The sequence below is a fragment of the Desulfobulbus alkaliphilus genome (assembly GCF_016918545.1).
GTDB classification, from domain to species: Bacteria; Desulfobacterota; Desulfobulbia; order Desulfobulbales; family Desulfobulbaceae; genus Desulfobulbus; species Desulfobulbus alkaliphilus.
This window is the reverse complement of record NZ_JAFFQC010000001.1, coordinates 197,699-214,232: the sequence shown is the minus strand read 5'-3', so window position 1 is coordinate 214,232 and position 16,534 is coordinate 197,699. Positions and strand designations below refer to the sequence as shown.

Below are 16,534 nucleotides of genomic sequence, written 5' to 3'. Positions count from 1 at the left end.
AAAGGAGAAGCCATGAGTAAAGATACAATTATAAGCAACTTTCCGCATAAGCTGCCCCCTCTGCCTTACGCTGAAAACGCGCTGGAACCAATAATCTCGGCAAAGACGCTGAGCTTCCACTACGGTAAACATCACCAGAGCTATGTCGACAACCTGAACAAGGAGATATCGGATACGGAGTTCGCGGACATGCGGCTGGAGAAAATTATTACCAAGGCAGTCGGCAAGGCCGAGCACACCAAGATTTTCAACAATGCCGCCCAAACGTGGAACCACACGTTTTTCTGGCAAAGTCTCAGGCCGGAGGGTGGCGGTGCACCACCGGAAGCGTTGAAACGCAACATTGAGGCGTCCTTCGGTTCTCTGGATGCCTGCAAGGAAGAGTTGGCGACGATGGCAATGGCCCAGTTCGGTAGCGGATGGGCGTGGCTTGTGCTGAATGGCGACAAACTCCAGGTGATCAGGACCGGTAATGCGGATGTACCGATAACCAGCGGTATGAAACCCTTATTGACCATCGACGTGTGGGAACACGCCTATTACCTGGATTATCAGAACCGGCGGCTGGATTATGTCAAGGCAGTACTGAACTCACTGATTAATTGGGATTTTGCTGCAGAGAACCTGGGATGATGGCAACTTGCCTACTATCACCCAGCCACCGGATATAAAGGTGTTCCGTGGCAATGTTGATTCTCATCCCCAAAACCAATAATAATCTCAAATACCAGTACCCCCGATACGAGTAAAAGAAACAGGCGGCTGGATGTAACCGATCACAGGGTTTGCAACTGTCTGGTTTCTTACGCTCCTGTCCTGTGACCGCTTAAGGCTGGAGCAATCCAGCCGCCTGTAGAGAAGTAGACAGCAGTCTACCGCACCGAGTTGTCCCGTGGCGGTGGAGTCCCCCCAACAACCGCCGCTGTTTCACTCGGATTTGTTGAACTATTCCGAGCTGTAGAGGGTCTCGGCGGTGATGGTTTTCTGGTCGTGGTAATAGGCTTCCTCGAGTGCCATGGTGGCTATGTTCACCAGGGGCCGCCTGTTGCCCCTGATCGAGACGGCGATAATATCGATGGCGTCATTTTCGAAGAGATTTGTCGGGGTAGCGGCTTTATTCAACCGATGTTCGATGAACAACCGGTTTTGTCACCGTTTTAAACGTTTCGCGTACCCGCGCCAGTTCGCGCTCAAATCTTTTCCGGTCGTACGGGGATCCAAGAGTACGTTCAGCCAACTCAGCGACCCACAGCATTCGATCACCTACTGCCCGCCGTCGGCCTGGATCGACTGTCTGACCGGCGATGGTATGCAGGGCGCCGAGCAAACGCATCATAATGGCAACGTTACCTACACCATTCTGCCGGATCTGGTCAAAGGCGTCGGCCAACAGACTTTCGAAACTCGGGCCACGGGTAATTATGCGCAGTTTTCCCTGCTCCAGACAGTGAGAAGGGGCAAACCTACGGGTCGCAAGTCGGACCAGGATTGCTGTCAGGTAATCGATGCACATCACTGCTGTCGTGGTGTCGTTGATGCCGGGTGACAGCGCTTTCAAGGCGATGTCCACGATTTGCCGGATGCCGAACGCGGCATCGGTTGCCACCGTGCGTTGTTGGCTGACGCTATAAGCCGCGTTCAACCCGGCCGTCGTTTCATCGTCCATGCTCCTCGTGTCCGCCACCGAGAGCAGCGGTGCGCTCTCAATGATAAACTCTCCGATGCCGTGTTCCATCCGCAGGATTATCCCGTGTCCTCGGGCTACACTCAGGAGAACTTCCATGTCGATAGCCTCGATGTAACCGGTTTTGTGGGCTGGGATCGCCGACCAGAACTGATCGGCAAGAGATGTCCAGATGATGCCATCCCGGTCGTTATCGCCTAGTTCTTTGGCAAAACGGTTATCCACGGCCGCAATGGTCTCGTTTGCGGTTGCGGCAATAACGCTTGACGCCTGAATGGCCACCGAGATGTGATGAATGAAATAGATCAGATAGGCGATGCCGACAAAGGCAAGAATTAACCCGGCCAGCATGGCCAGCTCTGGAACGAACGCCCCTTCGTCTCCTTCGCGAATGGTTCGCAGTACCACCAGGCAGTAGGCGAAGATACCGACAAACACGCCGAGTACTGTCTGGGTGACGCGGTCGTTCATAAAGGTACGGATGACCCGTGACGTGTACTGACTGGAGGCCAGAGAGAGGGCTACAAGGGTGATGGAGAATACCACCCCGGCCACAGTTATCATCGAGCCGGCAACGGCCGTGAGCAGGCTGCGGGCACCGTCCGTACTGGCTCCGAGGAGGAGCGGCCATCGCTCGACGACAGGCAGATCGACGGTCGCATCCACGGTGATCAAAACGATAGCGAGCGCCACGGCGTCCAGGACCATCACGGCGGGGAGGAACCAGAAACTGGAACGATTGTCCTGCCACCAAAGGTGGAGTTTTCTGTGCATGATCGTTAACCTCTTTTTTAGAACATCGGTTCCTCCGGATGTTTTTTGAGAGAGGTGCCGCGGAAGCAACCGGCAGGAAATTCTTCCCGTTCTTTAATGGCTGTGCCTGCCGTGCCTGTTTCTCGATGGTCACGGCTTCGTGTTGGTAACCGATCACAGAGTTTATACCTGTCTGATTACCACGCTCCTGTATGGTAAGGGGTCAAAGGTGTCCCGGATTTGTGCGGACGCGGTTGCCCGCATAGTGGAATTATAGCGGGCAACCGCGTCCGCACAAATCCGGGGTGACTGTGACGTTTGCGTGATCGCCTACACGGCTGACGGGGTAGTGGTCCTCTGTACGGCAGCCTGATCGACCGCAGATGGAGTGAAAAAAACGGTTGCGAAAGGTTTCGCGAGAAAAAGTAGGGATTCCCCAGGGAATCCCTACAATCAAACAATGACTATATGTTTTATTAATTAATATCCGCTACCTACAACAAGGTTGTTATCTGTCCTCTTGATGTAGGTATTTTTCTCACTTCCTTTCCAATCGTATTTTACCCATTCTCCTTGTTCAGTTGCAGCCATTATTGCCTCATAGATTGGCATACCTTCGACTTTCAGATCCTTCTCGGCCAATGTTGGATGCACTATGAGGAGCCCATCTGCTTCCATGATAAACACATAGGGAGTGTACGCATCGGGGGCAAAGCTTGCAGCTCCCTTGCCACCATTAATAGCAGCAACAACTTCATCTACATTTTTAGTAATAGCCTCTTTGTCTTTTTCCGCGGTAAAAGCCTGAGTGGCAAAGAGAACAACCGCGACCATGGACAGCATTACCATTAATCTTTTCATTTTTTTCCTCCACGTTTGTTGAATATCGAACCTTGCCCCATGCAAGTTCCGAAAGTTCTAAAAGCTGATAGATTGATCACATTACTATTTCCGAATATTGAGTTTCTTCATTCGGCCACGTAGGGTGCTGCGGTCAAGACCGAGGATTTCAGCCGCGCTGTTTTTTCCGCTGATTTTCCATTTGGTCTGCTCAAGCACTTGAAAAATATAGTCTCGCTCAACCGCGGCCAAAGTTTTGGGAATTGTGCATAAACCCTTTGATGGTTTTTTGAGGTCATCCGCAAGGCGCAGTTTTGGACCTGATGAGTTGATCACCGCACGTTCCAAAACGTTTTCCAGTTCCCGAATATTGCCGGGCCAATGATACTGCTGCAATTCATTCATGACCCCGGCTGGGATGATATCAATAATTTTTCCAGTTCTTTTGGCAATATTTCTCACATAATACTCAACCAGAATCGGTATGTCGTCCTGACGATCTCGGAGCGGCGGTACAGTGATCGGGAAAATGTTTAACCGGTACCAGAGATCTTCCCGAAAATTTCCCTTCCGCACTTCCTCTTCCAGGTTACGGTTTGTAGCGGCAATAATTCGTGTATCGACTTTGGTTGTTATCGAGGGTAATCTCTTCCGGGAGATATGCTCTTTCCACTTCCAACTGTTCCTTGATGAGCTGTATCTCTGCAAGAGAGTCTTCAGCTGCCTGTCGCCTCTTATCCGCCTCTTCCTGTGCGGTAAAACACTCAACTGTTCGTTTTTTAACGATGTCTTCAAGATTTCTTTTATGCAATTCCCTGTCCGTAACATCTTCAATGGACAAAAGGATAAGTTGCGATACTGACGATTTTCTATGTAAAATCCGGCTGGCATTGAGATGCATAACTCTTCGTCCCATAAACTCGAAGTCCTGTTCGACGACAAAGTCATTAATCACCGTATTTTCAAGAAGGACATCTTTGAGCATTTTTTTCAATTTCTGAATATTTCATGAGCGATCTCCAAGATCAAAAAGTGATCTCCCCTCGGTCTGAGCTGGTTCACTAAAAAAATGCATATAATAGTGTCGATTGGCTTTAACGACATCCAATTCATAATCAAGAACTAAAAGAGGGTGACGAATCGAGCCAAGGATGTTGAAAGAAACTTCAGCAAAGTCGGGTCGCCTTTGCCTGAAGCCTATGGATTGATGCTCGCTCCTCTCGTAATAGTTTAAATTATTCACGTCTCGCCTATGTGGTTGTTTTTATAACCTCGCCCCGTAGTGGTTGTCGGAAAAATTCTCACGGAGCGGTTCATACGTCTGTTCAACCTCGTGTCCATCCAGAAACAAGATTTTTCTGCCTGTTGATTTAATAATTAGCAATTTTTGAGCCTGAATAACTGGTGACCCGTAAAATAATTTTTTTAAAAAAACCAGATATTTAAATAAATTTTTATAATAAATCAGCATTCGAAGCCTGTAGCAACACAACGATATCGTTGCGCTGTTACAGTCTTAGTTTTGTTTGTTAGTGTCCACCCAGAGCAGGCATTCATCGAGCTGCATGACCCGGCACCTGAAACCGTTATTAAAGAGTGCGTTAATTGCCGAACATTGTTCCCGCCATTTCCTGGGTCAATTAGCACTATGGTCGGAAATTCAGCATTTTCTTTGAACTAGGGTCAAAAACGTGTTTGATGATTAACGACCTTGTTAATATGTGGTTTTTTGGTAAACGTTCACCAGGTGCAAGTGAGGGTTGCGTGACCTGGAAACTGAACCGGTTACCAGCATTTCATGGGTGGATCAGCATGCTGTCGGTAACCAATCACGGGGTTTGAGCCTGTGCGGTTTATAACGGGCCTGAATATTGTAAGCGATTACACGTGACCCAGATTTATGCAGACGTGGCTGCCCCATATAGCCCTTCTACGCGGGCAGTCGCGGCCTCGCCAAAGGCAACCCCCTTCACTTTCACGTCACCAAGGAAAAAAAGGAGAAGCCATGAGTAAAGATACAATTATAAGCAACTTTCCGCATAAGCTGCCCCCTCTGCCTTACGCTGAAAACGCGCTGGAACCAATAATCTCGGCAAAGACGCTGAGCTTCCACTACGGTAAACATCACCAGAGCTATGTCGACAACCTGAACAAGGAGATATCGGATACGGAGTTCGCGGACATGCGGCTGGAGAAAATTATTACCAAGGCAGTCGGCAAGGCCGAGCACACCAAGATTTTCAACAATGCCGCCCAAACGTGGAACCACACGTTTTTCTGGCAAAGTCTCAGGCCGGAGGGTGGCGGTGCACCACCGGAAGCGTTGAAACGCAACATTGAGGCGTCCTTCGGTTCTCTGGATGCCTGCAAGGAAGAGTTGGCGACGATGGCAATGGCCCAGTTCGGTAGCGGATGGGCGTGGCTTGTGCTGAATGGCGACAAACTCCAGGTGATCAGGACCGGTAATGCGGATGTACCGATAACCAGCGGTATGAAACCCTTATTGACCATCGACGTGTGGGAACACGCCTATTACCTGGATTATCAGAACCGGCGGCTGGATTATGTCAAGGCAGTACTGAACTCACTGATTAATTGGGATTTTGCTGCAGAGAACCTGGGATGACTGGCTATATAATTGGGTGGCGATTTGGCCGGCAAATTCGGCCTCAAATCCCCGCGCCACATATGATGGATTCGTAAAAAGTATTTTTATTTAAATGGTTAACTTTCCAAGATTGTCGCACATTTTTCTCTTGTCAAATTTCTCGCATCTGGTTAATATATTTGCGTAAAATCAGATAAATGCGAGGCGAAATAATGTTTCACGTGAAAAATCACAAACAGCTCAACATCCTCGATCCATGGGGCCATTTAGGACCCAAGCGCCGCGCCCTCCTGGACAACTCCTGGGCAGGTCTTTTTCAGCAGCACATCTTGCCAGAACTCCCGGTGGAGTCCCTGCGCCAACATTATCATGACTACAATGGCCGGCCTACCAAGGAACTGCATGCCATGATGGGGTTGATGATCCTCCAGCAAATGCATGATTGTACCGACCAGGAGGCCGTTGAGCAGTTCTGCTTCAATATCCAATGGCACTATGCCCTCAACATCACATCGGGCTCCGACACAGCCGCGTACATCAGCCACAAGACGCTCTGGACCATGCGCGACCACCTGGCATCCGACGTAAGCTATGCCGAGATATTTGACACATCTTTGAGCATCCTGGCCAAGTTACTCAAAGCCGATATGAGCAAGCAGCGCATGGATTCCGTGCATGTCAAATCCAATATGCGCAATCTGGGCCGCATCGGATTGTTCACCAAAACGATCAAGAAGTTCCTGGTCAACCTGAAACGACACCACCGGGAGCTTTTTGATCAACTCGACACGGAATTGATCCAACGGTATCTGAGTACATCGCAGGCGTCTGTGTTTGCCATGGTCAAGCCCACCGAGTCCAGCCGCACCCTTGATCAGTTGGCTGCCGATGTCCTGCTCCTGATCGAGCGTTTCGCAACCGTGGACGAGGTCCGCGCCATGCAGAGCTTCAAGCTGCTCAGCCGGTTATTCAGCGAGCAATGCGTCATCGAGGAAGACGCCACCGCCGATTCCGGTACGAAAGCCGTGGCCCGGCCGAACAAGGACGTGCCCTCCGATTCACTGCAAAACCCGTCCGATCCAGATGCCGGCTACAGCAGTCATAAAGGCCAAGGGTATCAGGTGCAGGTGGTGGAAAACTACACCACCACCGATGAGCGAGGCCCCTCCCTGATCACGCATGTCGAGGTGGAATCAGCGGATCAGCATGATGCCAACGCCCTCCTGCCCACCCTGAACCAACTCGAGCAGAAGGAGATGCTGCCCCAGCAACTGCTGGTCGATTCCATCTACGGCAGCGACAGCAATTGTGAAACGGCCCGGCAAGAGTATCAAGTGGCGGTCATCTCCCCGGTGATGCCGGGCAATCAGAAGAAATTCCATCTGGCCGAATTCACCCTGGACGATCAGGGCAAGGTTCTCGCCTGCCCGCAAGGCACGACACCAGACACGGTCAAGAAAGCAAAATCCGGCTACAGTGTAGTCTTCCCCATCGCTGCCTGCCAGGACTGTCCCTCGGTTGATCAGTGCCCCGTCTCCACGGGAAAAAAGGGCTGGTACTACCGGTACACCGACAAGGATATCCGCCTGGCCCGCCGACGCCAGGAAGAAGCAAGCCCGACGTTCAGGGAGAAGTACCGGTACCGGGCCGGAGTCGAGGCGACCATGTCGGAATTCGATCGGCGCACTGGTGTCAAACATCTCCGAGTCCGAGGCATCAAAGCAGTGCGGTTTGCCGCCTTCATGAAAGCCATCGGTTTGAACATATTGCGGGCCGGTAGGCACTGGGGCGAGAAAAACAGCCCCATGACACCCTGTTTCAGCCTTGTTTTCCTTCTTTTAGTGCTCCAGGCACATTTCAAAGAGCTCATTCGAGAATGGCTCTCAACAAGAGCTCGCCTGAGCAAAAACTATCAACCGACATCTTCCCTTCGAAGGGATTTGGCGGTTTGACTTTTTACGAGTCCATCACATATTACATTCGATTAAAAGCAGATCGTTAATCACCACCATGTCGAACGGCATCGCGGTGGACTCTTCCTCTTTGAAGCCGGGCACGTGCAGGTTTTTATGGTTGGTGCGGCCATAGGTGAGCCCTATGCGGGCAGCCGAGTCCGTGCAAAAATGTGGTGTCTGGGATCGCTTACGCGAAGACAGATCTGGTTTTCAGTGCATACGTTGCAGGCGTGCTGATTGACTCTCCGACCGGTCTATGGGTATGATGCCGGGAAGGTAGAGATAACAGCTGGTACTGTTCATCGGATGTACAGCAACGAATGACAATAGTATTTTGGCAAGGGAGGAACACATGAAAGAAATTCAGGCGCAGGCGCGCACATTGATGAAAGGTTTCTGCCGGGTTTGCCCGGTTTGTGATGGTCGGGCCTGTGCCGGCGAGGTGCCGGGCATGGGCGGGCTGGGGACCGCGTCGGCTTTCCAGGATAATGTAAGGGCCCTTGGAGAACTGCAAATGAACATGCGTTGTCTTCATGATGTGGTCGAGCCACGCCTGGATGTCAGTATCCTCGGGTTTGATCTGTCCATGCCCGTACTGGCGGCGCCCATTGGTGGCGTTTCCTTCAATATGGGCGGTGGAATGCCTGAAGAAGAGTACATTGCCGCCAAACTCTCTGCCTGTGTTGCCGCCGGGACCATCGGCTGCACCGGTGACGGTGTTCCGGACTTCATCCATGAAAGTGCTTTTGCCGCCATCAAGGCTGTGCAGGGACGGGCGATCCCGTTCATTAAACCCTGGGAGGACAAGGAACTCCTCACTAAACTGGACAAGGCACTGGCTGCCGGTACGTCGGTGGTGGGCATGGATGTCGATGCCGCCGGTCTGATTACCCTGCGCAAGATGGGACGTCCGGTTACGCCAAAACCGGCAGCCCGGTTAGCCGAAGTGATCCGTCAGACCCCGGCCCGTTTTGTGGTCAAGGGCGTCATGACCGTTGATGAGGCCAAAATCTGCGTCGATGCCGGCGCCGCCGGCATCGTGGTCTCCAATCATGGCGGCCGGGTGCTGGATGGAACCCCGGGAACAGCCAGGGTCCTGCGCGAGATCGTCGCCGCGGTCCGGGGCCAGGTGTGTGTTCTGGTGGATGGCGGCGTGCGTTCCGGGCTGGACGTCTTGCGCATGCTGGCCCTGGGGGCGGATGCCGTGCTCATTGGCCGCCCCTTTTCCGTGGCTGTTCTTGGCGGCGGCAAGGACGGCACCGTCCAATACCTGGAAAAAATCCGTCAGGAGCTGACCCAGTGCATGGTCCTCACCGGCACGGCCGCGGTGGACAAGGTAGCCCCGGAAATTCTCAGGCACTGACAAATGCTCACGGATCCAGGCAAGCTCCAATCACTGACGACACGGGTGAAAACTTTGAACAGGACAAAAGGGCAGATCGAGGCGCAGATCTGCGAAGCGGTGACCAAATTTGAAAAAGAGTACATGGGTCGAGGACCCCTGGAAATCAAAGCGTATATCCTTGACAACATCGTCCTGGTTCGCTTGAAAAATGTTCTCACCCAGGCGGAAATGAGTCTGGCCAAAGCTTCCGGGCACAGTGAAGGACGAGAATTGGTCAAGCGCACCCGGATTGCACTGCTTGAACAAGGGCGGCCTTTGCTGGAGTCCGTTGTCGAAGATATTCTTGATGTCAAGATCGTCAGTTTTCATTCGGACATCAGCACGGTCACCGGTGAGAAGGTTATTCTTTTTTCGTTGGCAGACCCTGTCATTCATGCTCAATCTTCATGACTGTATAGGAGCATGACAACTGATTCTTCCAATTTTTGCGACGAGGGTTAATGAGAGGAAATATTGTTGACAGGTTCACCTGTGAAAAGTATATAGATCGGACCAATCCGGGAAACGGCAGGCGACTGCATTTTCCTGGAAGGGTATTATAACAGCACGTCTGAGAGTTTGCGCGGGCTCTGCGTCGAGAGGCGAGGGCGCGCAAGAAATAACAGGCCGTCATTGGTTCAGAAGACCGATGGCGGCCTTTTTTTTTCTTTCAAGGAGTCTATTGAGATGAGTGAGACAGCAGCACAAAAACCACCTGTAGTGGCCATTGTCATGGGCAGTAAGTCCGATTTCGAAGTCATGAAGGAGTGCAGCAAGGTGCTTGCCGACTTCCGTGTGCCGCATGAGGTGCGGGTTATTTCCGCCCACCGGACCCCGGATCGGGCCTATGCCTTTGCCACCGAAGCCGAAAAGCAGGGGCTTCAGGTTATTATCGCCGCGGCGGGCAAGGCCGCCCATCTGGCCGGTGTTCTCGCCGCCATGACGACCCTGCCGGTCCTGGGCGTTCCCATGACCACATCGGATCTCGGCGGGCTTGACTCCCTGCTGTCCATGGTTCAGATGCCCGCGGGTATCCCGGTGGGTACCACGGCCATCGGCAAGGCAGGCGCAAAGAACGCGGCCCTGCTGGCGGTGGCTGTCCTGGCCTTGTCGGATCCCGCGCTGCGCGATGCGCTCAAGGCATACAGAACAAACATGCGCGCCGAAGTTGAGGCCGCGGACGCCGAGGTGCGGGCCAGCACCGTTGTTTGAAAAGTGGCGGCAGGTGGACAGCATCCGTCCATCTGTTGCCTTGCTCTCAGGCCGCCAGCGACGAAATGGGAGAATGCTCCTGTCGCCGTCAAGGCGCGGACCTGCAAGGTATTTAACTGATTTGCAAGGAGATGAGAATGCATCCATTGCTCGTTGATCGCCCTGGCGATCAGATGCTCATGCTGGGGAACGAAGCCATAGCTCGAGGAGCACTCGAGGCGGGGGTTGCCTTTGCCGCTGCCTACCCCGGGACGCCGTCGTCTGAAATCGCGCTGCAATTTTTTCAGTGTTCCATGGAAACTGACCTGTATTTTGAATACAGCGCCAATGAAAAGGTTGCCCTTGAAGTTGCCGCCGGAGCAGCCATGTGCGGTCTGAAGACCATGGTCACCATGAAGCATGTGGGGGTCAATGTCGCGGCCGACGCCTTGATGACCCTGGCCTATACGGGCATTGTCGGGTCAATGGTCCTGGTGGTTGCCGACGATCCTTTCATGTTCTCGAGCCAGAACGAACAGGATTCGCGGTATTATGGAAAACTCAGCTGTCTGCCCATACTTGAGCCCTCGACCGTGGCCGAGGCAAAGGAAATGACGATCCATGCCTTCGAGTTATCGGCGGAACTTCGTTTGCCCGTCATTTTGCGTACGACAACACGGATCAATCATTCCAGCGGCGAGGTGATTCTGGGGCCCCTGCAGCAAAGAGAAACCAAGGGCGTGTTCGAGAAAAACCCCTTTGCCTATGTCTGCATACCGGCTGTATCCCGCAATCTCCACCCGAAACTTCTCGACAAATACAACAGGGCCAATGATCGTGCCAACCGCAGCCCGTGGAACCGGATTGAAGGCGAAGGAAAATGGGGCATTGTCTGTAATGGCGTCAGTTACGGCTACGTCAGTGATGCCCTGCGGGAACTCGGGGCTGCCGATGCTTTTCGGATTCTGCGCGTCGGTTTTTCCCACCCCTTCCCGGACAGGATGACCCAGGCGTTTCTTGAGGGCTGTGAAAAGGTCCTGGTGGTTGAAGAAGGGGAACCATACATGGAAGAGGCGGTGCGCAACAGCGCCCAGAAAGCCGGCCTTGCCCTGCGGGTGGAGGGAAAAGGCGAGGGGCTTTTTTCCCGTCTGTATGAATTGAATCCTGCCCTGGTGAAGCAGGTCATTGGCGATTTTTTCACGTTACCGTTTCAGGCGTATCAACCCATCGAGACCGACGACCTGCCGGAAGCGCCTCCGCGGCCGCCTAATCTGTGCGCCGGCTGCCCACACCGGGCAACCTTTGTGGCCGTGCGGGAAGTGTTCGGTGATCTGGCCATCTATCCCACGGATATCGGCTGTTACACCCTGGGGGTGCTGCCGCCGCTCAATATGGGCGATTTTCTTATTGCCATGGGGGCCGGCATCGGCACAGCAGGCGGGTTTGCCCGAGCCACCGGTCGCAAGGTCGTGGCCTTTATCGGTGACTCGACCTTCTTCCACAGCGGGTTGTCTCCCCTGGCAAATGCCATTCATAATAATCACGATTTCACCCTGGTCGTGCTGGATAACGGCACCACCGCCATGACCGGTCATCAGCCGCACCCGGGTGTTGACCTCAGCCACCTCAATCTTGCCCGCAACACAGTGTCCATCGAGGCCGCGGTCAAGGGACTGGGGGTCGAGCAGGTGATCACGGTGAATCCTTTTGCCTACCGCAAGACTCTGGAGGCAATCCAGTCCCTTGCCCTGCATCGTGGTGTCTCGGTCCTTATCGCCCGTGCCCCCTGTCCGCTGCATGTTCGGACCTTGCCTTCCTACAGGAAAAAAAGAGCCTTTTACGTCAACAAGGAAAAATGCCGCAACCATCGACACTGTGTGACCAAAGTGGCCTGTCCGGCCTTTTATCTCCAGGACCAGGAGGTTCGTATTGACGCCAACCGGTGCGAAGGTTGCGCGTTCTGTGTGCAGTTCTGCCCTGAGAACGCCATTGTGCCAGTAAAAATGGAGGAGAAATGAACACAAGCAAGCTGATCATCGTCGCTGTTGGCGGCCAGGGCAATATCTCGGCGGCCCGGGTTCTGGGTGAGGCGGCCCTGGCTTCGCACCTTCCGGTCCGGATGTCGGAGTTTCATGGCATGGCGCAGCGGGGTGGGGTGGTGGAGTCCATGGTCTTGTTCGGTGAGGGGAAAAGCTATTGCATCGCCGATGGCGATGCCGATGTCCTGCTGGGCTTTGAACCCTCGGAAACCCTGCGGGCCGCAAAAAAATGCAGCGCCGATACCATTGTGATCACCAATACCACGCCGGTACCGCCCTACACGGTGGCGCTGGGAAAAGCCCATTATCCGGATATGGACCAGGCCCTGGCCCTGATGGCCGGCCGAGTGAAAAAACTGGTGGCCTTTGATGCCACTTCCCTTGCCCTGCGGGCCGGTTCAGCGCTGGCGTTGAATATGGTCATGCTGGGAGCATTGGCAAAAAGCGGGGCCGTGCCTTTGTCCCCCGATCTGCTCCAGCAAACCATTGAGCAGAAAACCAGGAAGCAACAGGTCGAGGTCAATCTGAGGGCCTTCAGAATGGGCTTGGAGGCCGTGTAGAAGAGAGTTGTCACCGCATTCCGATGACAAAAAAACAGTCTGAATAAACCCCGGTAAGACACCCGATGGAGAGATTTAAATGGACGTAATCATACTGTTTTTCTTATTCGGATTGGCGGCTGGGTTGCTGCGCTCGGAGTTGCGTTTGCCAGCCGCTCTTTATGATTTTCTCAGTATTGTCCTTTTGCTGGCTATCGGGCTCAAGGGGGGGGTCGAACTGGCCAAGCAACCGTTCGTCGACTTGCTGCCGCAGATACTGGCCGTGATCGCTATGGGTATCGTCCTCCCCTTGACGGCCTACCCTGCTTTACGTCACCTCGGCAAATTCAAACGGGCCGATGCCGCGTCGATAGCTGCCCACTACGGTTCTGTGAGTGTCGGCACGTATGCCGTGGCGATAGCATATCTGGGGAGCCGTCACATCGGGTTTGAACCGCATATGCCGCTGCTGCTGGTGGTGCTGGAAGTGCCCGCCATCCTCATCGGTATCATTCTTGCCCGCGGCATTGACCGGCAAACCCAGTGGGGAGATGTCGCCCACGAAGTTTTATTAGGAAAAGGGGTCGTCCTCCTGCTTGGCGGCCTGTTGATTGGGTGGCTTGCCGGTCCCGAGGGCTTGGTTTCAATTGAACCGTTTTTTTTCGATCTTTTCCAGGGAGTGCTGGCATTATTTCTTCTTGAAATGGGACTGTTAACAGCCTCTCAATTTGGTAGCCTGCGGAGGCATGGTTTGTTTATACTTGGTTTTGGCGTGATCATGCCGCTGTATTCGGGACTGGTGGGTACATTGCTGGGTTGTCTGCTTGGGTTATCGGTAGGGGGTACCACCATTTTGGCTATTCTTGCGGCCAGCGCTTCCTATATCGCCGTTCCGGCAGCGATGCGGATCTCGGTCCCCGAAGCCAATCCCACCCTTTCCCTGTCTGCTTCGTTGGGGGTAACATTCCCTTTCAACGTTCTTTTCGGCATACCAATCTGCCATATGCTGGCCGTCTATGCGCATAACCTGCTGGGAGGATAAGATGACATTCCGTACATGCAAACTTTTGACTATTTTCACCGAAGCCGCGTTGGAAAAAACACTCATACGCGACATCGAACGACTTGGGGCTACGGGCTATACGATATCCGACGTCCGCGGTAAAGGGTCTCGGGGGCTTCGGAATTCCAGCTGGGAGCCAAACAGCAGCATCCGCGTGGAGGTCATCTGCGATCAGGAATTGGCTGAAATCATAGTCGCCTATTTTCAGGAGCATTACTACGCCAACTTTGCCATGACGATCTTTACGGTGGATGTCACCTTTTACCCCTCTGTATCCTTGCAGATTTTATAATCCAACCATATCATGATAATTTATATGGTTGATTCCATTGTCAAGGCATAGCTCTCGCCTGGATCCGCGAGCTTCCGTGCGTCGACTCCAGATGATCAGGTCGTTTTGCTGAATTCAGCGGCCAGAAGATACTGGAGAACAGGAATATCCGCCGGAGCCCAGGTCAGCTCTGTCCAGGCGCTTGGATGGATCCAGAGGGCAGCGGTATGTTCCAGCAGGGTCAGGGCTGGTCGTGTTGCGCACTGGTGCAGAAAAGGGATCATGCGGATCGCTCCGAAATCGTAGGTATGTTCGACATCCGGCAGCCTGACCAGGGTGCCGATGCGCAGGGAAAGCTCCTCGCTGATTTCCCGGCGCAGGGCTTCTTCCGGATCCTCGATTTCCTCCACCTTGCCGCCCGGAAATTCCCAGTGCAGTGCCAGCCGTTTCCCCAGGGGGCGCTGGGTGGCCAATATGTACCCGCTCTGGTCCCGTAGAACAAGGCAGACCACCTCGATCTTTTTTTTCATCTTTTCTTCCTCTTTTCTTTTTATTGCTTCGTGTTTGTATATGCAGCACTGACGAGCAGTTTTTTCCTTGCCTCTGTTTGGTTGAAAAATTTTATGTGATCCTAGATAAGGGAAGTTGTTAGGAATAGGTATTGCTTTGTCGGGAGATTTGTTTTAGGTTCAGATTCGATTGAAGTCAAGACCAGGCACATTGAAAAGGGGGACAGTTTGCAGCTAGGGCCATGGATTTGTGGTACTCGATCAAGTTTATTTCAGGGCAAGGAGAATCTTTATGATGAACAAACCGTCTGAGAACACCAGCACGATTTTCAGGTGTGTGCCTTTTCATGGGATGTTGATGCTCTGTGTCATCCTGGGTGCTGCTTTGCTCATGAACCTGCTCACCGGTGATGTCGGCCACAGTACCGGCGATACCGCCAACAACACGGCTAAGAAGATTGATCTGGCGGAAGTCAATCGATTTGAAGCCGGGGCCTTTGAGAATCCCCGCAACTGTATCGGCTGCCACCGGGATATTTATACCGCCTGGTCGCAAAGCATGCATCGTTTTGCCTGGGCCAATGAATTTTATCATCCGGATTATCTGCAGGCCAGTAAGGAAACAGGGGGCTTTACCGATATTTTCTGCGGAGAGTGTCATACCCCCACCGGCGTGCGGACCGGACAGCTGCCACCGCCGGACGGAAGCCTGATGGACGATACATCTTTGCAGGGTGTCTCCTGTGACTACTGCCACACGGTGCACGAGGTGGTGGAGACGGTCAATGTGCGGACGGTCTCCGATCCCGGAAAAGTAAAAAGAGGCCCCAGGGGAGACGGTCGTTCTCCATACCACGAGGTACAGTATTCGGAGATCCATACCAGCGCGGCTTTTTGCGGTGCCTGTCACAACGTTGTCCACCCGACCTCGGGAACATTTGTCATCGATACCTTCAACGATTGGCAGCAGGGCCCGTATGCGGCCCAGGGCATCCGCTGCCAGGACTGCCATATGACCCCTGGACCCGGGGTGGAAAAAAATCCAGGGAAATCGAGCCCGATGGGAAGGACAAGGGAGCATGTTGCCACCCATTCCTTCTCAGGAGGCAGCGTCTTCTTTCATGAGCGTGCCGGCAACGACAAGGGAGCCGAGCTTGCCAGGCAGATGCTGAAAGCGGCGGCTGAACTGGAAACCGAGGTCACCCGCTCGGAAAACGGCATCGAGCTGCTCGCCCGGATAAAAAATGTCGGTGCCGGGCATAAAATACCCACCGGCGTGACCTATATCCGCAAGATGTGGCTGGAGGTCATTGCGGTCAATGCCGCAGGGGACGTTCTCTATCGATCCGGTCACATAGTGGAGGGCAATCATGTCGATCCTGAGGCGGTGCTGTATCAGATAATTTTCAGGGATGCCGAGGGGAACCTGACCCCAAAGAGTTGGCTGGCGGAAGAGATTGCCTATGATCGCCGTATCCCGGCGCAAGGATATGACGAGCAGGTCTTTCACATTCCTGCCGCCCCCGGTGACGGTGAGGTCCAGGTGAGCGTTCGTTTCCTTTATCGCAACATGAGCCAGGAAGTCGCCAACGGCCTCGGTATTGAGGGTATAGAAGTCCCGGCCATTGAAATGGCCCGGGCGGATGTGACCATCTGACCATCAACTGATGCGGTGCAAGCGTCTCGACACGGGCAAAA

The 16,534-nt window shown here is 53.4% G+C and carries 17 protein-coding genes and 1 pseudogene; 11 read left to right on the top strand and 7 right to left on the bottom strand.

Features of this window, described 5'->3' with window-relative positions:
• The first annotated feature begins 12 nt into the window (after nt 1-12).
• Complete coding sequence (locus JWG43_RS01030) at nt 13-633, top strand: superoxide dismutase (protein ID WP_205240937.1); 621 nt, start codon at nt 13-15, stop codon at nt 631-633.
• 312 nt (nt 634-945) lie between these two features.
• Here the strand turns inward: JWG43_RS01030 and JWG43_RS01025 are convergent, their stop codons facing one another.
• The 5 genes from JWG43_RS01025 to JWG43_RS19830 all read right to left on the bottom strand — a co-directional run bounded on the left by JWG43_RS01025 (nt 946) and on the right by JWG43_RS19830 (nt 4,271).
• Nucleotides 946-1,122, bottom strand: a complete 177-nt coding sequence (locus tag JWG43_RS01025; protein WP_205240940.1) for a hypothetical protein — start codon at nt 1,120-1,122, stop codon at nt 946-948.
• Entirely contained in the window at nt 1,115-2,458 is a 1,344-nt protein-coding gene (locus JWG43_RS01020; RefSeq protein WP_205240939.1) for a DUF2254 domain-containing protein, read from the bottom strand. Before JWG43_RS01020 ends, JWG43_RS01025 begins: the two co-directional genes overlap by 8 nt.
• 459 nt (nt 2,459-2,917) lie before the next feature.
• Nucleotides 2,918-3,343: a cache domain-containing protein gene (locus JWG43_RS01015; protein ID WP_371925134.1), complete on the bottom strand. Its 426-nt coding sequence runs from the start codon at nt 3,341-3,343 to the stop codon at nt 2,918-2,920.
• 39 nt (nt 3,344-3,382) lie between these two features.
• The gene (locus JWG43_RS19835) at nt 3,383-3,985 is read right to left on the bottom strand and encodes a sigma-54-dependent Fis family transcriptional regulator (protein WP_275888404.1); all 603 of its coding nucleotides are present in this window, start codon (nt 3,983-3,985) and stop codon (nt 3,383-3,385) included.
• On the bottom strand, nt 3,867-4,271 hold the full coding sequence (locus JWG43_RS19830) for a hypothetical protein (protein WP_275888405.1): 405 nt from the start codon (nt 4,269-4,271) through the stop codon (nt 3,867-3,869). The genes JWG43_RS19835 and JWG43_RS19830 overlap by 119 nt, the downstream gene beginning before the upstream one ends.
• 1,011 nt (nt 4,272-5,282) lie before the next feature.
• On the opposite strand from JWG43_RS19830, the gene JWG43_RS01005 reads away from it, so the two are divergent.
• Both JWG43_RS01005 and JWG43_RS01000 read left to right on the top strand, forming a co-directional pair.
• Nucleotides 5,283-5,903, top strand: coding sequence for a superoxide dismutase (locus JWG43_RS01005; protein ID WP_205240937.1), 621 nt, complete (start codon nt 5,283-5,285; stop codon nt 5,901-5,903).
• 194 nt (nt 5,904-6,097) lie between these two features.
• Complete coding sequence (locus tag JWG43_RS01000) at nt 6,098-7,837, top strand: transposase (protein WP_205240936.1); 1,740 nt, start codon at nt 6,098-6,100, stop codon at nt 7,835-7,837.
• A 39-nt stretch (nt 7,838-7,876) separates the two neighbouring features.
• Here JWG43_RS01000 and JWG43_RS20145 read toward each other — a convergent pair.
• Nucleotides 7,877-7,978, bottom strand: a pseudogene (locus JWG43_RS20145) (phosphoketolase family protein); the annotation flags it as partial.
• A gap of 214 nt (nt 7,979-8,192) precedes the next feature.
• Here JWG43_RS20145 and JWG43_RS00990 point away from each other — a divergent pair.
• The 7 genes from JWG43_RS00990 to JWG43_RS00960 all read left to right on the top strand — a co-directional run bounded on the left by JWG43_RS00990 (nt 8,193) and on the right by JWG43_RS00960 (nt 14,348).
• Complete coding sequence (locus JWG43_RS00990) at nt 8,193-9,203, top strand: alpha-hydroxy-acid oxidizing protein (protein WP_240193290.1); 1,011 nt, start codon at nt 8,193-8,195, stop codon at nt 9,201-9,203.
• A gap of 54 nt (nt 9,204-9,257) precedes the next feature.
• Entirely contained in the window at nt 9,258-9,635 is a 378-nt protein-coding gene (locus tag JWG43_RS00985) for a Na-translocating system protein MpsC family protein (protein WP_240193289.1), read from the top strand.
• Between the two features lie 276 nt (nt 9,636-9,911).
• Entirely contained in the window at nt 9,912-10,436 is a 525-nt protein-coding gene (gene purE / locus JWG43_RS00980; protein ID WP_205240933.1) for a 5-(carboxyamino)imidazole ribonucleotide mutase, read from the top strand.
• 137 nt (nt 10,437-10,573) lie between these two features.
• Nucleotides 10,574-12,433 (top strand): indolepyruvate ferredoxin oxidoreductase subunit alpha, encoded by a 1,860-nt coding sequence (gene iorA / locus JWG43_RS00975; RefSeq protein ID WP_205240932.1) that lies wholly within the window; start codon nt 10,574-10,576, stop codon nt 12,431-12,433.
• Nucleotides 12,430-13,014 (top strand): indolepyruvate oxidoreductase subunit beta, encoded by a 585-nt coding sequence (locus tag JWG43_RS00970; protein ID WP_205240931.1) that lies wholly within the window; start codon nt 12,430-12,432, stop codon nt 13,012-13,014. Before iorA ends, JWG43_RS00970 begins: the two co-directional genes overlap by 4 nt.
• Before the next feature lie 79 nt (nt 13,015-13,093).
• Nucleotides 13,094-14,035, top strand: coding sequence for a sodium-dependent bicarbonate transport family permease (locus tag JWG43_RS00965; RefSeq protein WP_205240930.1), 942 nt, complete (start codon nt 13,094-13,096; stop codon nt 14,033-14,035).
• Between the two features lies 1 nt (nt 14,036).
• Entirely contained in the window at nt 14,037-14,348 is a 312-nt protein-coding gene (locus tag JWG43_RS00960) for a P-II family nitrogen regulator (protein ID WP_205240929.1), read from the top strand.
• Nucleotides 14,349-14,443: 95 nt separating this feature from the next.
• Here JWG43_RS00960 and JWG43_RS00955 read toward each other — a convergent pair whose 3' ends face one another.
• Complete coding sequence (locus tag JWG43_RS00955; RefSeq protein ID WP_205240928.1) at nt 14,444-14,857, bottom strand: (deoxy)nucleoside triphosphate pyrophosphohydrolase; 414 nt, start codon at nt 14,855-14,857, stop codon at nt 14,444-14,446.
• Between the two features lie 271 nt (nt 14,858-15,128).
• On the opposite strand from JWG43_RS00955, the gene JWG43_RS00950 reads away from it, so the two are divergent.
• Entirely contained in the window at nt 15,129-16,493 is a 1,365-nt protein-coding gene (locus JWG43_RS00950) for a multiheme c-type cytochrome (RefSeq protein WP_205240927.1), read from the top strand.
• Nucleotides 16,494-16,534: the final 41 nt, after the last annotated feature.

What these genes read in the sequence shown, in the direction of transcription:
- JWG43_RS00965 (WP_205240930.1), top strand. Translation starts at nt 13,094, where the DNA reads ATGGACGTAATCATACTGTTTTTCTTATTCGGATTGGCGGCTGGGTTG.
- JWG43_RS00955 (WP_205240928.1), bottom strand. Translation starts at nt 14,857, where the DNA reads ATGAAAAAAAAGATCGAGGTGGTCTGCCTTGTTCTACGGGACCAGAGC.
- iorA (WP_205240932.1), top strand. Translation starts at nt 10,574, where the DNA reads ATGCATCCATTGCTCGTTGATCGCCCTGGCGATCAGATGCTCATGCTG.
- purE (WP_205240933.1), top strand. Translation starts at nt 9,912, where the DNA reads ATGAGTGAGACAGCAGCACAAAAACCACCTGTAGTGGCCATTGTCATG.
- JWG43_RS01020 (WP_205240939.1), bottom strand. Translation starts at nt 2,458, where the DNA reads ATGCACAGAAAACTCCACCTTTGGTGGCAGGACAATCGTTCCAGTTTC.
- JWG43_RS00970 (WP_205240931.1), top strand. Translation starts at nt 12,430, where the DNA reads ATGAACACAAGCAAGCTGATCATCGTCGCTGTTGGCGGCCAGGGCAAT.
- JWG43_RS01005 (WP_205240937.1), top strand. Translation starts at nt 5,283, where the DNA reads ATGAGTAAAGATACAATTATAAGCAACTTTCCGCATAAGCTGCCCCCT.
- JWG43_RS00950 (WP_205240927.1), top strand. Translation starts at nt 15,129, where the DNA reads ATGATGAACAAACCGTCTGAGAACACCAGCACGATTTTCAGGTGTGTG.
- JWG43_RS00990 (WP_240193290.1), top strand. Translation starts at nt 8,193, where the DNA reads ATGAAAGAAATTCAGGCGCAGGCGCGCACATTGATGAAAGGTTTCTGC.
- JWG43_RS01000 (WP_205240936.1), top strand. Translation starts at nt 6,098, where the DNA reads ATGTTTCACGTGAAAAATCACAAACAGCTCAACATCCTCGATCCATGG.
- JWG43_RS01030 (WP_205240937.1), top strand. Translation starts at nt 13, where the DNA reads ATGAGTAAAGATACAATTATAAGCAACTTTCCGCATAAGCTGCCCCCT.
- JWG43_RS00960 (WP_205240929.1), top strand. Translation starts at nt 14,037, where the DNA reads ATGACATTCCGTACATGCAAACTTTTGACTATTTTCACCGAAGCCGCG.